15 protein-coding genes and 1 pseudogene are annotated in these 15,325 nt (G+C 73.7%); 7 read left to right on the forward strand and 9 right to left on the reverse strand.

The window, feature by feature from the left end; genetic code table 11:
• The first annotated feature begins 38 nt into the window (after window positions 1-38).
• The 3 genes and pseudogenes from A3Q37_RS31250 to A3Q37_RS31260 form a co-directional block, all read left to right on the forward strand.
• Entirely contained in the window at window positions 39-956 is a 918-nt protein-coding gene (locus A3Q37_RS31250) for an SDR family oxidoreductase (protein WP_065489792.1), read from the forward strand.
• Window positions 957-1,131: 175 nt separating this feature from the next.
• The gene (locus A3Q37_RS31255; protein WP_079138070.1) at window positions 1,132-2,250 is read left to right on the forward strand and encodes an acyl-CoA dehydrogenase family protein; all 1,119 of its coding nucleotides are present in this window, start codon (window positions 1,132-1,134) and stop codon (window positions 2,248-2,250) included.
• Window positions 2,247-3,296: pseudogene (locus A3Q37_RS31260) on the forward strand (Zn-dependent alcohol dehydrogenase); the annotation flags it as partial. The gene A3Q37_RS31255 and the pseudogene A3Q37_RS31260, both read left to right, overlap by 4 nt.
• 18 nt (window positions 3,297-3,314) lie before the next feature.
• Here A3Q37_RS31260 and A3Q37_RS36120 read toward each other — a convergent pair.
• A complete protein-coding gene (locus A3Q37_RS36120) occupies window positions 3,315-3,923 on the reverse strand; it encodes an SRPBCC family protein (RefSeq protein ID WP_079138072.1) in 609 nt (202 codons plus the stop codon).
• 149 nt (window positions 3,924-4,072) lie between these two features.
• Between A3Q37_RS36120 and A3Q37_RS31265 the strand changes: the two genes are divergently transcribed.
• Window positions 4,073-4,726: a TetR/AcrR family transcriptional regulator gene (locus A3Q37_RS31265; protein ID WP_065489794.1), complete on the forward strand. Its 654-nt coding sequence runs from the start codon at window positions 4,073-4,075 to the stop codon at window positions 4,724-4,726.
• A gap of 61 nt (window positions 4,727-4,787) precedes the next feature.
• Here A3Q37_RS31265 and A3Q37_RS31270 read toward each other — a convergent pair whose 3' ends face one another.
• Window positions 4,788-5,780 (reverse strand): GlxA family transcriptional regulator, encoded by a 993-nt coding sequence (locus tag A3Q37_RS31270; protein ID WP_065489858.1) that lies wholly within the window; start codon window positions 5,778-5,780, stop codon window positions 4,788-4,790.
• A 122-nt stretch (window positions 5,781-5,902) separates the two neighbouring features.
• On the opposite strand from A3Q37_RS31270, the gene A3Q37_RS31275 reads away from it, so the two are divergent.
• On the forward strand, window positions 5,903-6,301 hold the full coding sequence (locus tag A3Q37_RS31275; protein ID WP_065489859.1) for a DUF2809 domain-containing protein: 399 nt from the start codon (window positions 5,903-5,905) through the stop codon (window positions 6,299-6,301).
• Window positions 6,302-6,393: 92 nt separating this feature from the next.
• Entirely contained in the window at window positions 6,394-7,707 is a 1,314-nt protein-coding gene (locus A3Q37_RS31280; protein ID WP_065489796.1) for an MFS transporter, read from the forward strand.
• On the opposite strand, the gene A3Q37_RS31285 is transcribed toward A3Q37_RS31280, so the two are convergent.
• From A3Q37_RS31285 to A3Q37_RS31295, 3 genes are all read right to left on the reverse strand, one after another.
• Window positions 7,697-8,296, reverse strand: a complete 600-nt coding sequence (locus A3Q37_RS31285; RefSeq protein WP_065489798.1) for a flavin reductase family protein — start codon at window positions 8,294-8,296, stop codon at window positions 7,697-7,699. The two genes, A3Q37_RS31280 and A3Q37_RS31285, sit on opposite strands and share 11 nt — an antisense overlap.
• Window positions 8,297-8,363: 67 nt before the next feature.
• The gene (locus A3Q37_RS31290) at window positions 8,364-9,185 is read right to left on the reverse strand and encodes an enoyl-CoA hydratase/isomerase family protein (RefSeq protein WP_255311996.1); all 822 of its coding nucleotides are present in this window, start codon (window positions 9,183-9,185) and stop codon (window positions 8,364-8,366) included.
• Complete coding sequence (locus A3Q37_RS31295; protein WP_065489802.1) at window positions 9,182-11,410, reverse strand: acetate--CoA ligase family protein; 2,229 nt, start codon at window positions 11,408-11,410, stop codon at window positions 9,182-9,184. The genes A3Q37_RS31290 and A3Q37_RS31295 overlap by 4 nt, the downstream gene beginning before the upstream one ends.
• Before the next feature lie 284 nt (window positions 11,411-11,694).
• Between A3Q37_RS31295 and A3Q37_RS31300 the strand changes: the two genes are divergently transcribed.
• Entirely contained in the window at window positions 11,695-12,585 is an 891-nt protein-coding gene (locus A3Q37_RS31300) for an NAD(P)H-binding protein (RefSeq protein WP_065489809.1), read from the forward strand.
• 307 nt (window positions 12,586-12,892) lie between these two features.
• On the opposite strand, the gene A3Q37_RS31305 is transcribed toward A3Q37_RS31300, so the two are convergent.
• The 4 genes from A3Q37_RS31305 to A3Q37_RS31320 form a co-directional block, all read right to left on the reverse strand.
• Entirely contained in the window at window positions 12,893-13,855 is a 963-nt protein-coding gene (locus tag A3Q37_RS31305) for an AraC family transcriptional regulator (protein ID WP_065489811.1), read from the reverse strand.
• 28 nt (window positions 13,856-13,883) lie between these two features.
• Entirely contained in the window at window positions 13,884-14,375 is a 492-nt protein-coding gene (locus A3Q37_RS31310; RefSeq protein WP_065489813.1) for a hypothetical protein, read from the reverse strand.
• 101 nt (window positions 14,376-14,476) lie between these two features.
• Entirely contained in the window at window positions 14,477-14,824 is a 348-nt protein-coding gene (locus tag A3Q37_RS31315) for a VOC family protein (RefSeq protein ID WP_065489817.1), read from the reverse strand.
• On the reverse strand, window positions 14,824-15,321 hold the full coding sequence (locus A3Q37_RS31320) for a hypothetical protein (protein WP_065489820.1): 498 nt from the start codon (window positions 15,319-15,321) through the stop codon (window positions 14,824-14,826). Before A3Q37_RS31320 ends, A3Q37_RS31315 begins: the two co-directional genes overlap by 1 nt.
• Window positions 15,322-15,325 lie beyond the last annotated feature (4 nt).

The following is a 15,325-nucleotide window of genomic DNA, read 5'->3' on the forward strand; positions in this document are numbered from 1 at the left end:
TCTAACGGTCCGTCAGAAACCGCGGGAAGGGGCCGGGCATGGGGAACTTCTTGGCAGGCAGGGTGGTCGCCGTGACGGGGGCCGGCCGGGGTATCGGCCGGGCGGTCGCGCTCGCCGCGGCGGCGGAGGGGGCGCGGCTCGTCGTCAACGATTACGGCGTCTCCGTCGAGGGCTCCGAACCGACCAGCGAGGTGGCCCGTTCCGTCGTCAAGGAGATCGAGGCGGCGGGCGGCACGGCGGTCGCGGTCGCGGACGACATCTCCACCATGGCGGGCGGGCAGCGGATCGTGGACACGGCGCTGGCGGAGTACGGCCGGCTCGACGGGGTGGTCTGCGTGGCGGGGATCCTGCGCGAGCGGATGCTGTTCAACATGTCGGAGGAGGAGTGGGACCCGGTCCTCGCGACGCACTTGAAGGGCACCTTCACCGTCTTCCGGGCCGCGTCGGCGGTGATGCGGAAGCAGGAGGGCGGGGGCACGCTGATCGGTTTCACCAGCGGCAACCACCAGGGCAGCGTCTCCCAGGCCAACTACAGCGCGGCGAAGGGGGGAATCATCTCGCTGGTCCGCAGCGCGGCGCTGGGCCTGCACCGGTACGGGGTGACGGCCAACGCGGTCGCGCCCGTCGCGCGGACCCGGATGTCGGCCGGGGTCCCGATGGAACTGAAGGAGATCGGCGAGCCGGAGGATGTGGCGGCGCTGGTCGTCTACCTGCTGAGCGAGCGGGCGCGGGCGGAGGGGATCACCGGGCAGGTCTACACGATCGCGGGCCCGAAGATCGCGGTCTGGGCCCAGCCGAGGGAGTTGCGGGCGGGGTACGCGGAGGGGGCGCCCTGGACCCCGGAACGGATCGCGGACTTCCTGCCGGGGACGGTGGGGGTGGATCCGATGCCGATGCTGGCGCGGGTGGCGGAGATGGCGGCGGCGGCCAGGTCGGGGACCCGGCCGAACACTTGACGCCCCTCGGGGGCTCCGCCCCCGAACCCCCGCTCCTCAATCGCCGGAGGGGCTTGGTTTCGGGGCGCTGCCCCGGACCCCGGTCCTCAATCGCCGGACGGGCTTGGTTTTCCAGCCCCTCCGGCGATTGAGGAGCGGGGGTCTGGGGGCGGAGCCCCCAGGAATAGGAGGAACCATGGACTTCCGTACCGAAGTACGCACCTGGCTGCGAAGCCACCTCCCGGACGTCCCCGACCCCCGCACGTGGGAACGCGAGTTGGGCCAGGCCGGCTGGATCGGCATCGGCTGGCCCGGCGACGACGGCGAAACGTACGGCAACCGCCGAGCCACGCTCGGCGAGCAGGTCATCTGGGCCGAGGAGTACGCCCGCTCCAAAGCCCCCGCCCGCATGGGCCACATCGGCGAGAACCTCCTCGCCCCGACCCTCATCACGTACGGCACGGAAGAGCAGAAGCGCCGCCACCTGCCCCCCGTCGCCCGCGGCGAAGCCCTCTGGTGCCAGGGGTACAGCGAACCCGGCGCGGGCTCCGACCTCGCCGGGATACGGACCACGGCCACCCCCGACGGCACCGGCGCGTACGCCGTGACCGGCCAGAAGATCTGGACCTCGCTCGCCCAGGACGCCGACTTCTGCTTCGTCCTCGCCCGCACCGACCCCCGCTCCACCCGCCACCACGGGCTGTCGTTCCTGCTGCTGGACATGGACCAGCCGGGCCGGATCGAGGTGCGGCCGATCCGCCAGCTGACCGGGACCAGCGAGTTCAACGAGGTGTTCTTCGACGGGGCCCGGGCCACCGAGACCGTCGGCGGGGAGGGCAACGGCTGGCGGGTCGCCATGGGCCTGCTCGCCCTGGAGCGCGGGGTCTCCACCCTCGCCCAGCAGATCGGGTTCGCCGAGGAACTGGACCGGGTCGTCGCCGCGGCCGTGGCGAGCGGGGCCGCCGAGGACCCGGTCATCAGGGCCCGGCTCGTACGCCAGTGGGCCGAGCTGGACACCATGCGCCGCCACGCCCTGCGCACCCTCGGCACCACCGGCGACCCGGGCGCGCCCAGCGTGGCGAAGCTGCTGTGGGGCGGCTGGCACCAGCGGCTGGGGGAGCTGGCGGTGCAGGTCGCGGGCGAGGCGGGGGCCGCCGGCCCGGAGCCTTGGACGGCGCGGAGACCGTACGAACTCACCCCCGCACAGCACCTGTTCCTCTTCAGCCGGGCCGACACCATCTACGGCGGCTCCGACGAGATCCAGCGGAACATCATCGCCGAGCGGGTGCTCGGCCTACCGAGGGAGCCGAGATGAGAGGCGTCGTCTTCGACGGCACACGGACCGAGGTCGTCGACGACCTGGAGATACGCGAACCGGGCCCCGGCGAGGTGCTGGTGGCGGTCGCCGCCGCCGGACTCTGCCACAGCGACCTGTCGGTGATCGACGGCACGATCCCCTTCCCAGCCCCCGTCGTGCTCGGCCACGAGGGCGCGGGCGTGGTGGAGGCGGTCGGGCCCGGCGTCGTCCACGTACGGCCCGGTGATCATGTCGCGCTGTCCACCCTCGCCAACTGCGGGGCGTGCAACCAGTGCGACCGGGGCAGGCCGACCATGTGCCGCAAGGCGATCGGGCGGCCCGGGCGGCCGTTCTCGCGGGGCGGGAAGCCGGTGTTCCAGTTCGCCTCCAACTCCGCCTTCGCCGAACGTACGGTGGTGCGCGCCGTCCAGGCCGTGAAGATCCCGGACGATCTGCCCCTCACTTCCGCCGCCCTGATCGGCTGCGGGGTGCTGACCGGCGTCGGGGCCGTCCTGAACCGGGCGAAGGTCGGCCTGGGCGACACCGTCGTGGTCATCGGCACCGGCGGCATCGGCCTCAATGTGCTCCAGGGCGCCCGGCTGGCCGGTGCGCTCACCGTCGTCGCCGTCGACAGCAACCCGGCGAAGGAGGCGGTGGCCCGGCGGTTCGGCGCCACGCACTTCCTGACCTCGGCCGACGGCGTACGCGACATCCTGCCCGACGGGGCCGACCACGCCTTCGAGTGCGTCGGCCGCACCGAGCTGATCCGGCAGGCGATCGACCTCCTCGACCGGCACGGGCAGGCCGTGCTGCTTGGCGTACCGGCGGCGAGCGCCGAGGCGTCGTTCCTGGTCTCGTCGATGTACCTGGACAAGTCGATCCTGGGCTGCCGCTACGGTTCCTCGCGGCCGCAGCGCGACATCCCCCGGTACGCCGACCTCTACCGGGAGGGCCGGCTGCTGCTGGACGAGCTGGTGACGGAGACGTACCCGGTGGAGGACTTCGCCAAGGCGGCCGAGGACGCGCACCACGGGCGGGTGGCCAGGGGGGGTGCTGGTGTTCTGACCGCGCCGGTCACCGGTTCAGCACGCGCGGGCCTCGGCGGCCGTCTTCAGATCGGCCAGCCACGCGTCCAGCCCCTGCTGGAGGACCTCGGTCGCGAAGGGGACGTTCGCGTCGACCAGCTCCCCGGTGTGGGTCTCCTCGGTACGCACGAGGACCCCGCCCCGGACCTTCGTGAAGCTCCAGACGTGGACACCGTCGATGTGCAGCCCCTCGCCGACGGCGGGGCCGGTCCAGCGGATGCAGGAGCCGCGCTTCAGCTGCTCGACGGTGGAGGTGATGTCCAGGCTGGTGGCGGGGGTCACCGGGTTGGGCGGGACCGGGGTCGTCCACCGGAACGCCGAACCCGGGCGGAAGGGCCCGTGGTCGAGGCGGTCCGTGCTCGTGACATGGGTCTGCCAGTCCGGCCAGCGCTCCACCTCCGTCTGGAGCTTCCACACGGTGCTCAGCGGCGCGTCGATCACGGCCTCGGCCCGGGCGCGGACCAGGGCGCCGGGGTCGACGCCCTGGCCCCGGCAGGTGAGGGGCGGGGCCGTGTGCGCGGTGGCGGGCGCGGCGGTACCGAGAAGCGCGGCGGCGGCGAGCGGCAGGGCGAGCAGGGCAGCGGCGGCGGTGCGGGGCCTGGTCATCAGGACTCCAAGTGTTAGTTCCTCATGTGTTCGTTAGAAGTTATAACTCCTCGCTCCCTGAAAGGGCAAGGGGTGGGCAAGGGGTTTCGTGATATCTTCTAACGGAAATTTGAGTGAGTAGCTGACGCGGTGACGGAAGGCGGCACCCCATGACGAAGTCCGACGCCGCGACCCCGCGCGAGCGCTACCGCGCCCAGGTGCGCGCCGAGATCAAGCAGCACGCCTGGGAGCAGATCGCCACGGCCGGGGCCTCCGCGCTCTCCCTGAACGCGATCGCCAAGCGGATGGGCGTCAGCGGGCCCGCGCTCTACCGCTACTTCGCCGGCCGGGACGAGCTGATCACCGAGCTCATCCGGGATGCCTACCGCAGCCTCGCCGACGCCGTCCACGCGGCGGCCGTCGCCGGCGCCGACCCGGCGGCGCTCGCGCACGTCCTGCGCGACTGGGCCCTGGCGGACCCCCAGCGGTACTTCCTCATCTACGGCACCCCCGTCCCCGGCTACCACGCGCCCGACGAGATCACCGGCATCTCGCAGGAGATCATGGCCGACCTCCTGACCGCCTGGACGGCCTTCGCGCCGGACGCGCCCGCCGTGCCGTTCGACGCCCATCTGGCGGACCACCGCGACTGGGCCGGGGACCACCCGGCCCCGCCCGGGGTTCTGCGGCGGGCCCTGGCGTTCTGGACCCGGCTGCACGGGGTGCTGTCCCTGGAGCTGGCGGGCCACTTCACCGGCATGGGCTTCGACCCGGACCAGCTGTTCGCGGCCGAGCTGGACGACCTGGTGGGGCGCACGGGCTGACGCCGGGCCGGCGCGAGGTGTCCGGCCCGGGCCCGGCTCGGTGCGAGGCGTCCGGGCCGGCTCAGCGTGAGGCGTCCGCCGAGGAGCGGAACGTGCGGCGGTAGACCGTCGGCGGCACGCCCAGCGCCGCCTGGAGGTGCTGGCGCAGCGAGGTCGCCGTGCCGAAGCCCGCGTCCCGGGCCACCTGGTCGATGGACAGGTCCGTCGACTCCAGCAGCTGGCGGGCCCGCTCCACCCGCTGCTGGGTGAGCCACTGGCCGGGGCTGATCCCGACCTCCTCGCGGAAGCGGCGCGTGAACGTCCGTACGCTCATGGCCTCCTGCTCCGCCATGTCCCGCAGCAGGATCGGCCGCTCCAGCCGGGCCAGCGCCCAGGCCCGGGCGGCCGTCGTGGTCGCGAACTGCGGTTCGGGCAGCGGGCGGTGGATGTACTGGGCCTGCCCGCCGTCCCGGTGCGGGGGCACCACCGTGCGGCGGGCGATCTCGTTCGCGACGGCCGCCCCGTGGTCGCGCCGCACCAGGTGCAGGCAGAGGTCGATCCCGGCGGCGACCCCGGCGGAGGTCAGGACGTCGCCGTCGTCGATGAACAGGACGTCCGGGTCGACGCGGACCTGCGGGAAGGTCCGCTGGAAGTGGTCGGCGGACGACCAGTGCGTGGTCGCGGGGCGGCCGTCGAGGTATCCGGCCGCCGCCAGGACGTAACTGCCGGTGCAGATGGAGACCATCCGGGTGCCGGGCCGGACCAGGGCGAGCGCGGCGGCCAGCTCCTCGGTGAGCCTGCCCTCCTCGAAGACCGGGCCCAGCTCGTAGGAGGCGGGGACGACCACGGTGTCGGCGGTGGCGAGCGCCTCCGGGCCGTGCACCACCAGAACGGCGAAGTCCGCGTCGGTCCGGACCGGGCCGGGAGGACGGACCGAGCAGGTCACCACGTCGTACAGCTTCCGGCCCGCGTTGCCCGGCTCGGTGCCGAGGGAGCGGCCGAAGATCCGCTGGGGAATGCCCAGTTCGAAGGGGAGCAGTCCGTCGAGAGCCAGGACGACGACGCGGTGCGGCACGACGGCCTCCTCGAAGATCACAGATGGAGCCGGTAGCTGGTATAGACCACGAGCTGATACAGGTTAGCGATGTGAAGGAAAAGCCGACAGAGCCCGCGTCCATTCCCGACGCGGGCCGTGACATCCGCAGACCCCCGCCCACGCGCGATCTCGCGGCTCGCGCGGTCGCCGCGGGGGCGGCCCTCGCCACCGTCGCCGCGGGCCTCGCCGTGCGCGCCGGGGCGGACGGGGTCTTCGCCAAGTACGCCGGGAGCGCGCTCTACACGGTGCTGCTCTGCGCGCTCGTCGCCTTCTGCGCGCCCCGCGCGCGGCCCCTCGTGGTGGCCGCCACGGCGCTGGGCCTGAGCTGGGCGGTGGAGTTCGCGCAGCTCACCGGCGTACCGGCGGAGCTGTCGGCGCACAGCACGGCGGCCCGGCTGATCCTCGGCTCGACCTTCAACGCGCCGGACCTGTTCTGGTACGCGGTGGGCGCGGCGGCGGCCTGGGCCGTCCACGCGGGGGCCACGAGGCTCAGCCGCTGACCCGCAGCGCCCGTCGGTCGTGGCCCGATTCCTGCGAACCATGTCCTTCGGGCCACTCGTAGGGGAAGTCGCAGGCCAAGAAGCTGGTCCACGTGACCGAGACCATCGAAAGCGCAGCCCTGGACGACCGGCGTCCGCCCCGCGCGGAGCGCCGCCGCCCCCGTATCCACCGGGCGTGGCTCGTCGCCGCCGTCACCTTTGTGACGATCATCGGCGGTGCGGCCTTCAACTCCCTGCCCGGCCTGCTCATCGACCCGCTCCACACCGAATTCGGCTGGTCGCGCGGGGAGATCGGGCTCGCGGTCTCCATCGACATGGCGCTGTACGGGCTGACCGCGCCGTTCGCCGCCGCGCTCATGGACCGCTTCGGCATCCGGCGGGTCGTGGCGGTCGCGCTCACCATGGTGGCGGCCGGGGCGATCGCCAGTGTCTGGATGACGGCCTCCTGGCAACTGATGATCTACTGGGGCCTGTTGGTCGGCCTCGGCACCGGGTCCATGGCGATGGCGTTCGCCGCGACCGTCACCAACCGCTGGTTCGTCGCCCGCCGGGGCCTGGTCACCGGCATCCTCACCGCTGCCGGGGCCTCCGGGCAGCTCGTCTTCCTCCCGCTCTGCGCCTGGATCGTCGACGAACACGGCTGGCGGCCCGCCTCGGTCACCGTCGGCCTGGCGTCCCTCGTCGTCGTCCCGTTCGTCTGGCTCCTGATGCGCGACCACCCGGCCGATGTGGGCCTCGCCCCGTACGGCGGTACGTACGTGGCGAAGCCCGCCCCCGCCCGGGGCGCCGCACGCCGTGCGCTGCGCGTGCTGTTCGACGCGGCCCGCACCGGCCCGTTCTGGCTGCTCGCGGGGGCCTTCGCGATCTGCGGGGCCTCCACCAACGGCCTGATCCGCACCCACTTCGTGCCCTCCGCCCACGACCACCACATGCCCATCACCGTGGCGGCCTCGCTGCTCGCCGTGATCGGGGTCTTCGACGTCATCGGCACGATCTTCTCGGGCTGGCTCACCGACCGCTTCGACGCCCGCAGGCTGCTCGCCGTCTACTACGCGCTGCGCGGGATCTCGCTGCTGTTCCTGCCGATGCTGATGGCCCCGGACGTGCGGCCGCCGATGGTCTTCTTCATCGTGTTCTACGGTCTCGACTGGGTCGCCACCGTCCCGCCGACGCTGGCGCTCTGCCGTGAGCAGTACGGCGACGACAGCGCGATCGTCTTCGGCTGGGTGCTGGCCTCGCACCAGGTCGGCGCGGCGGTGGTCGCGTTCCTCGGGGGCGTCGCGCGGGACGTGTTCGGCAGCTACGACGTGGTCTGGTACGCGGCGGGGGCGCTGTGCGCGATGGCGGCGCTGATGTCGCTGGTGGTCCGCCGGGTCCCGGCGCCGGAGAAGACCGTCAGCGGCTGAGGCGGCCGAACGCCCCCCGGTGGAACAGCAGCGGATCGCCCTCCTCCGCCGCGTCCAGCGCCTCCACCCGGCCCACCACGATGAGGTGGTCGCCGCCGGTGTGGACGGCGTGGATGCGGCAGTCGATCCAGGCGGGTACGGAGTCCAGCAGCGGCGATCCGGTCGCGGGGGCCTCCCCGTACGCCACGTCCGCGAACTTGTCCGCCCCGCTCACCGCGAACCCCCGGCACAGCGCGCCCTGTTCGGCCCCCAGGATGTTCACGCAGAACACCCCGGCGCGGGCGATGCGCGGCCAGGTCGTCGACGTACGGGCGACCATGAAGGACACCAGCGGCGGGTCCAGCGAGAGCGAGGCGAAGGACTGGCAGGCGAAGCCCGTCGGCCCGTCCGCGTCGCGGGCGGTGACCACGGTGACGCCGCTGGCGAAGTGGCCCAGTACGCGCCGGAATTCGGCCGGCGCGACCGGCGGCCGCTCACCGTCCCGGACGGCCCTCAGGTCCGGGCGGGGCAGGGCGTCGGGCGGCGTTCGCGGTGCGGCTGTCGTGGCGGCGCCGACGGACCTGAGGTACCGGACGGCGGTGGCGGCCATGCCTGCGTGTCCCATCACGCCCCCCATTAGAGCTGACGGATCGTCAAATATGAAGGCGTCGGGGACTTCAGCGGCCCTCGTACGCAGGCGACCGGCGCTCGATGAAGGACGCCACGCCCTCGTCGGCGTCGCGCGTGGTCATGTTGATCTCCTGGGCGGCGGCCTCGGCCGCGAACGCGGTGGCCCGGTCGCCGTCCAGCGAGGCGTTCACCAGCTGCTTGGTCAGGGCGACGGCTCGGGTCGGCCCCTCCGCCAGCCGGCCCGCCCACTCCTTGGCCAGGGCCTCCAACTCCCCGCCCGGGACCGTACGGTTGACCAGGCCCATCCGTTCCGCGTCCGCCGCCGGCAGCGCGTCCCCGAAGAACATCAGCTCCTTCGCCCGCTGCGGCCCCACCAGCCGGGGCAGCAGATACGCGCCGCCGCCGTCCGGGACGAGCCCTCGGCGTACGAAGACCTCGATGAACGTCGCGGTGTCGGCCGCCAGGACCAGATCGCAGGCGAACGCCAGATGCGCGCCGATCCCGGCGGCGGTCCCGTTCACGGCGGCGATCACCGGCTTCTCGCAGTCCAGCACGGCGGCGATCAGCCGCTGCGCGCCGAGCCGGATGGTCCGGGCGACGTCCCCGGGGACCCGTTCGCGGGCCGGGGCCGGGGTACCGCGCAGGTCGGCGCCCGCGCAGAAGCCGCGCCCGGTGGCGGTGAGTACGACGGCCCGTACGGCGGGGTCGGCGGAGGCCTCGGCCAGCAGGGCGATGATCCGCTCCCGCTGGTCCCAGGTGACGGCGTTCATGGCCTCGGGCCGGTTGAGGGTGATCCACGAGACGCCGCCGTCGAGGGCGTGCAGCACGGTGGCTCCGGCGGGCCCGCCCCCTGCCGCCTCCCCGCTCACCGGCACACCGCCAGCGCGTCCAGGGCCACCGCGCCCTGGCCGCGGCCCAGCACCACCAGCGGGTTGATGTCCAGCTCGGTCAGGTCGTCGCCCAGCTCCAGGGCCATGCGCTGGACCCGCAGCACCACCTCCACCAGGGCGTCCACATCGACGGGCGCCCCGCCGCGCACCCCCTCCAGCAGCGCCCGGCCGCGCAGCTCGCCGAGCATGTCCCGGGCGTCCCGCTCACCGAACGGCGGGACCCGGACCGCCGCGTCGTGCAGCACCTCCACCAGGACCCCGCCGAGCCCCACCGTGACGGTCGGGCCGAAGAGGGCGTCGTGGGTGACTCCGACCATCATCTCGACGCCCCGGTCGATCATCTGGCAGACCAGGATGCCGTCCAGGTCCACCGATTCGTACCGGGCGATGTCGGTCAACTCCCGGTACGCGTCCCGGACCTGGCTGGCCGAGGTGAGGCCGACCTTCACCAGGCCCAGCTCCGTCTTGTGGGCGAGCCGGGGCCCGGACGCCTTCATCACCACCGGATAGCCGACCGGCCCGGCGGCCCGTACGGCACCGGCAGCGCTCGTCACCAACTGCTCGCGCGGCACCCGGATCCCGTACGCCCGCAGGAGCTGCTTCGCCGCGTGCTCGCTGAGCTGCTGGCCCGGGCGCAGCAGGCCCTGCGCCTTGCGGAAGGACGGTGAGGGGGTGCGCGGGGCGTCCTCGAAGGGGGAGCGGTAGCGGTCGGTGAAGCGGTGGTGGTCCAGGTAGGCCTTCACGGCGGTGACGCAGTTGCGTGCCGTACGGAACGTGGCGAGGCGCGAGGAGCCCAGCAGGGTGGTGCGGTAGGCCTCCTCGGTGCCGACGGGGGAGCCCCAGACGACGCAGATCAGCTTGTCGGTGGCCTCCGCCGCGTCCGCCAGGTCCTGGGCGAGCCGGTCGCTCATCGGCGGGAACGGGCCGGTGATCGGACAGATCAGCACCCCGACCGACGGGTCCGCGAGGATCGCGTCGATGATCTTCCGGCCGCGCCGGTCGCCGACGGGGTGACCGCCGTTGTCGATGGGGTTGGTGACGTTCAGGTACTCCGGTATCCAGGTGTGCAGTTCGGCCTGCTTCTCCGGCGACAGGGCGGGCAGGGAGAGCCCCGCCGCCGTCGCCAGGTCCGCGAAGTGCGCGCCGGTGCCGCCGGAGATGGAGTAGACGGCGACGCCCTCGGCCTTCGGCGGGCGGGCCCGGGCCAACAGGGCTGCGGTGTCCTGGAGTTCGTCCAGTCCGTCCACCCGGACCACCCCGAACTGCCGCATCGCCGCGTCCACCACCTGGTCCGTCCCGGTCAGTTTCCCGGTGTGCGAGGCGGCGGCCACGGTCCCGGCCTCCGTGCGGCCGACCTTCACGGCGACGACGGGGACCTTCGCGCGGGCGGCCCGGTCGGCGGCGAGCAGGAAGGAGCGGCCGTCCTTGAGCCCCTCGACGTAACAGGCGATCGCCCCGACCTCGGGGAGCTGGGCGAAGTACGCGAGGAAGTCGGCGGTCTCCAGATCGGCCTCGTTGCCCGTGGGGGCCCAGTGCGAGAGCCGGATCCCCAGCTCCTGGAGGGCGTGGAGCGGGCGGCCCTGGTGCCCGGACTGGGTGATCAGGGCGATGGCGGGGCCTTCCAGGTCGTCCCGGAACCGCTCGAAGGCGTTGAGGTTGGTGTTCGGCCCGAGCAGCCGCAGCCCGGACCGCTCCACGGCCGCCGCCAGCCGGGCCTGGGCGGCCGCGCCCGCCTCCCCGGTCTCGGCGAACCCGGAGGCGAACGCGACGGCGAAGGGCACCTTGGCCTCGCCCAGCTCCTCGATCACCGGCAGCGGGTCCGCGACCAGCAGGACCGCGAGGTCGACCGGCTCGGGCAGCTCGGCGACCGAGCCGAAGCACTCCCGGCCGAACACGGTGGGCCGGGTCGGGTGCACCGGGTGCAGCCGGGCCCCGACCCGTTCGGCCCAGGCGATCAGTTGCCGGGTGATGCCGGTGTTGGGGCGGCCCTCGGCGTCCGAGGCCCCGACGACGGCCACCGAGCGGGGCCGGAAGAAGCGGTCCAGGTCGGGCACGGCCAGGTGCAGCGGACGCCCGCTGACGTCGAGGCCGCCCTGCCGTGTGGCGGTGGGCAGGCTGACGACGGCGGCGTGCGGCTCCTCGCCGCAGGCCACCACCCGGGTGCGGAAGTCGGTGGTGAGGGTGCCGTGAGTCGATCCAAGCATCGTTCCGCCCACTCCTGCTCGATGGCCCGCCGGGGAACGGGCGGGACCGGCCGATTAACTGACGCTCTGTCAGGTTACTGAACTGACGCTGCGTCAGGAATGGGTGTGCAGGCAAAGGCTTGCGTGGTGACGGAGGGCGAAGCTGTGGCGCGGGGTCGTGGCCCCCGCGCCCGGCGCCGGCGCCGGCCCACCGGCCGCCGGTGCCCGGTGGGCCGGACGCTCGGACATCCCTCCCGGACGCTGAGCCATGGGCGGGGGGCCGCCCGGCGCGTGAGGCTGGTGGCATGACTCAGACAGACGCGACCGCAGCAGCGGCCTCCGCAGCGGCCTCCGCGCAGGGACCCGTACTCGTGACCGGCGGCACCGGCAAGACCGGCCGCCGGGTGGTGGCCCGCCTCCGTGAGCTGGGGGTGGAGACCCGGTCGGCCTCACGGTCCGGGGAGACCCCGTTCGACTGGACGGACCCCACCACCTGGCAGGCCGCCCTGGACGGCGTCGCCGCCGTCTACATCACCCCGCTCGACGCCTCGCCCTCCCCGACCCCCGCCTTCGTCGAACAGGCCGTCGCGAGCGGGGTGCGGCGGCTGGTGCTGCTCTCGGCCCGGGGCACGGACGTGCCCGGCTACTTCGGCCCCGCCTACGAGGACGGCGGACCGCACGGCGAGGGAGAGCGGGCTGTCCGGGCATCCGGGGTGACCTGGACGATCCTGCGGCCCGGCTGGTTCGCCCAGAACTTCAGCGAGGGCGTCTTCCTCGACGGCGTACGGGACGGGGAACTGGCCCTGCCCACCGGGGACGGGAAGGCCGCGTTCATCGACGCGGACGACATCGCGGACGTGGCCGTCGCCGCGCTCACCGAGGACGGCCACGCGGGCGAGGAGTACGGGCTCTCGGGCCCCCGCGCGCTCGGTATCGCCGACGTCCTGGACGAGATCGCGAAGGAGACCGGGAAGCGCGCCGCGTACGTCCCCGTCGACGCCTCCGCCTTCCGGTCCGGGCTCACCGCCCAGGGCTTCACAGACTGGGAGGCCGACCTCTGGACGGACGCGCTGGACCCGATCACGACGAGCCGGGAGGCACCCGTCCTGGACGGCGTACGCCGGGCACTCGGCCGCGAGCCGCGCGATTTCGCGGACTTCGTCCGGGAGGCGGCGGCGAAGGGGGTCTGGGGCTGAGGGGCTGAGGGGCCGGGCCGAGGGGCTGAGGGGCCGGGCCGAGGCCGAGCGCCGGGCCCGGGACGGGGTCCCTCCGGAAGGGTCCGGCTCCGGGAGGGTCCGGCCAGGACGGCTCCCCGGCCCCGGCGAGGGGCAGCCTTCCCGGAGGGGGCCCGGCCCGTACGGCTCCCCGGGCCGGGCGAGGGGCAGCCCTCCCGGAGAGGACCCGGCCCGTACGGCCCCCCGGGCCGGGCTTCCTCGGGAGGAAACCCGGCCCGGGGCGGGCCCCCAAGCCCTGCTCGGCCGCCCCCGCGCTCGCCCCCCCGACTCACCCCGCCGGTGCCTCCGCCTCCACCGGCCCGGACGCCAGGGCCTCCCGCCGGAAGGCGCTCGGGCTCTCGCCGCGCACCCGCTTGAACGCCGCGCTGAACCCGAACGCGTCCGCGTAGCCGACCCGGCGGGCCACGGCCGCCACGGTCAGCTCGGGGCGGGTCAGCAGGTCGGCGGCGAGGGTCATGCGCCACTCGGTCAGATACGCCACAGGCCCGTCCCCGACGAGTTCGGTGAACCGCTTCGCCAGGGTTGTCCGCGACACCCCCGCCCGGCTCGCCAGCTCCGCCGTGGTCCAGGGGTGGGCCGGGTCGTCGTGCATCGCCCGCAGGGCCGGGCCCGCGACCTCGTCGCCGAGCGCCCCGTACCACCCCGGCGGGTCCGCCTCGGGCCGGTCGAACCAGTCCCGCAGGGTGCAGACCAGCATCCAGTCCAGCAGCCGGTCGAGCACGATCTGGTCGCCCGGCCGCCCCCGGCCGAGCTGCGCCTCCAGGTAGTCGCGCAGCGGGGCGCAGTCCTCCCCGTCGGGCACCACGAGGGCCGGGGGAAGCGCCCGCAGCAGCCGCTGGGGAAGCTGCTCCTGTACGTCGTAGGCGGCGGCCAACAGCACGGTGGCGCAGTCGAATTCGGGGACACCGCCCGAGGCGGCACCGCTGTCCCGGACCTGGTCCCAGCGCACCTCCCGGACACCGCCGCCGGCCCGCCCCGGCCCCGTACCGTCCGCAGGGTCGTCGGTGAAGACGAACGGGGCCGGACCCCGCACGACCGCGGCCTCACCGACCTCCACCCGCAGCGGCTCACCGCCCTCCGGCACGATCCACCCCGCGCCCCGCAGCGGCAGGCACAGGGTCAGATACGCCCCGTCCGTGAACCGCAACGACCAGGGCGCGCACAACACCGACCGCCCGAACACCGCACCCCGGCCCCGCACACCCCGCAACAGCTCGTCGAACACGTCCATGACGCCCAGCCTAGGCAGCCGACGGCCGTCAGACGGGCCGCTGGTCGCCCGAGACGATGGCGATCGCCCACTGCGCCGCCCCGCCGGTGACCTTGACCATGAGGTGCTGCGGCACGGCCTCTGTGTGGATGACCCCCACGGTCGGCACGTCGTCGCAGGAGATCGGATGGGGTTCGCCGTCCGGGTTGTCCCGGTCCACGAGGCTGACCGAGCCCTTCCCCGTACAGTCCGCGTAGACGGTGTAGGTCTCCTCGGCCGGCGTGAACGCGGGAAGGTTCCTGTCTCCGGCCCCGGAGGTCTCGGGCACCAGTGCCTGCGCCTTCTCCGGGTACTCCAACGCGGGTGCGGACGTGCTGCCCGGCGAGGAGGGCGAGGCCGGGGACGCGGCGGGTTCGCCCGCCGTGGGCGAGGTCTTCGAACCGGCGCCCTCAGGGGTACCGGTGTCGGCGGAACCGTTGCAGCCACCGACCAGAAGGACAACAGTCAGGGGGACGGCGGCGGTGAGAATGCGTCGGCGCAAGGTGTACTCCCGGGAGCGTGAGGGACTGCCCGGCCCTGAGCGTCAGGACCGGGCAGCGAACGGGCTGGGCCGAGGGGGCCGGCCCGCGTCCCAGCGGTGGTTCAGCGGTGGCTCAGCACATTGACCACCCGGCCGTCGGGGTCCCGGACGAAGAACCTCCGTACGCCCCACTCCTCGTCCTGGAGCGGGTGGACGATCTCCGCGCCCCGGGCCCGTACGGTGGCGTACACCGCGTCCACGTCGTCCACCTCGACGCTCAGGTCGGGGACGACCGGGCCGGTCAGGTCGTGGGTCATGAAGCTGACCTGCTCCTGCGGGCCGGTCGGCGAGGCGACCGTGGTGATCCAGCCGAGGTTCATGACCTCCTCGAAGCCGAGCAGGCCGTAGAAGTCGCGGTTCTCCTCGACCGCCTTCGTCCGGAGGTTGGGTACGACACGGCGAACGGTCATCATCGGCTCCTCGGGAGAAGGGCTTCTGTCAGGTTGACCCGGCCGTCGACGACTTCGAGGGGCGTCGGGGTCAGGTCCTCGTGCGCACGGTAGTGCCCCAGCCGGACCGTGCCGTCCTCCCGCCGCAGGGTGTCGTGCGCGTGCTCGGCGAGCCAGCGGAGCAGCGCCCCGACCTCCTCCGCCTCGTCCGGGTGGATCTCCGTCCGGGAGGTCAGCGCCCAGCCGCCGCCCGGGAGGCCCTCGCGGGCGGCCAGCGCCGAGCAGAGCGCGCCCGTCGTCCGCCACGCCGGTCCGCTGCCGGCCAGCAGCGGGCGGGGCTCGTTCTCGATCCGCGGGACCCCGTCGTCGTCGACCACCACGCACGGGAAGTCGGTCACGACGGCGAGGTCTCCGGGCTGCGGGCCGAGCCCCAAGTGCCAGCGCAACTCGGTCAGTTGCTGGTCCGACAGCCCCTCGCGCAGATCGACCGTCACGGTCAGCTCATGGATGTCGCTCATGGGT

This window comes from Streptomyces sp. PTY087I2 (assembly GCF_001687325.1).
In the GTDB taxonomy this organism is placed as follows: Bacteria; Actinomycetota; Actinomycetes; order Streptomycetales; family Streptomycetaceae; genus Streptomyces.

Bases quoted from the DNA above. Each gene is read 5' to 3' on its own strand.
- A3Q37_RS31250 (WP_065489792.1), top strand. From the start codon at position 39: ATGGGGAACTTCTTGGCAGGCAGGGTGGTCGCCGTGACGGGGGCCGGC.
- A3Q37_RS31255 (WP_079138070.1), top strand. From the start codon at position 1,132: ATGGACTTCCGTACCGAAGTACGCACCTGGCTGCGAAGCCACCTCCCG.
- A3Q37_RS36120 (WP_079138072.1), bottom strand. From the start codon at position 3,923: ATGACCAGGCCCCGCACCGCCGCCGCTGCCCTGCTCGCCCTGCCGCTC.
- A3Q37_RS31265 (WP_065489794.1), top strand. From the start codon at position 4,073: ATGACGAAGTCCGACGCCGCGACCCCGCGCGAGCGCTACCGCGCCCAG.
- A3Q37_RS31285 (WP_065489798.1), bottom strand. From the start codon at position 8,296: ATGGCCGCCACCGCCGTCCGGTACCTCAGGTCCGTCGGCGCCGCCACG.
- A3Q37_RS31295 (WP_065489802.1), bottom strand. From the start codon at position 11,410: ATGCTTGGATCGACTCACGGCACCCTCACCACCGACTTCCGCACCCGG.
- A3Q37_RS31300 (WP_065489809.1), top strand. From the start codon at position 11,695: ATGACTCAGACAGACGCGACCGCAGCAGCGGCCTCCGCAGCGGCCTCC.
- A3Q37_RS31305 (WP_065489811.1), bottom strand. From the start codon at position 13,855: ATGGACGTGTTCGACGAGCTGTTGCGGGGTGTGCGGGGCCGGGGTGCG.
- A3Q37_RS31315 (WP_065489817.1), bottom strand. From the start codon at position 14,824: ATGACCGTTCGCCGTGTCGTACCCAACCTCCGGACGAAGGCGGTCGAG.
- A3Q37_RS31320 (WP_065489820.1), bottom strand. From the start codon at position 15,321: ATGAGCGACATCCATGAGCTGACCGTGACGGTCGATCTGCGCGAGGGG.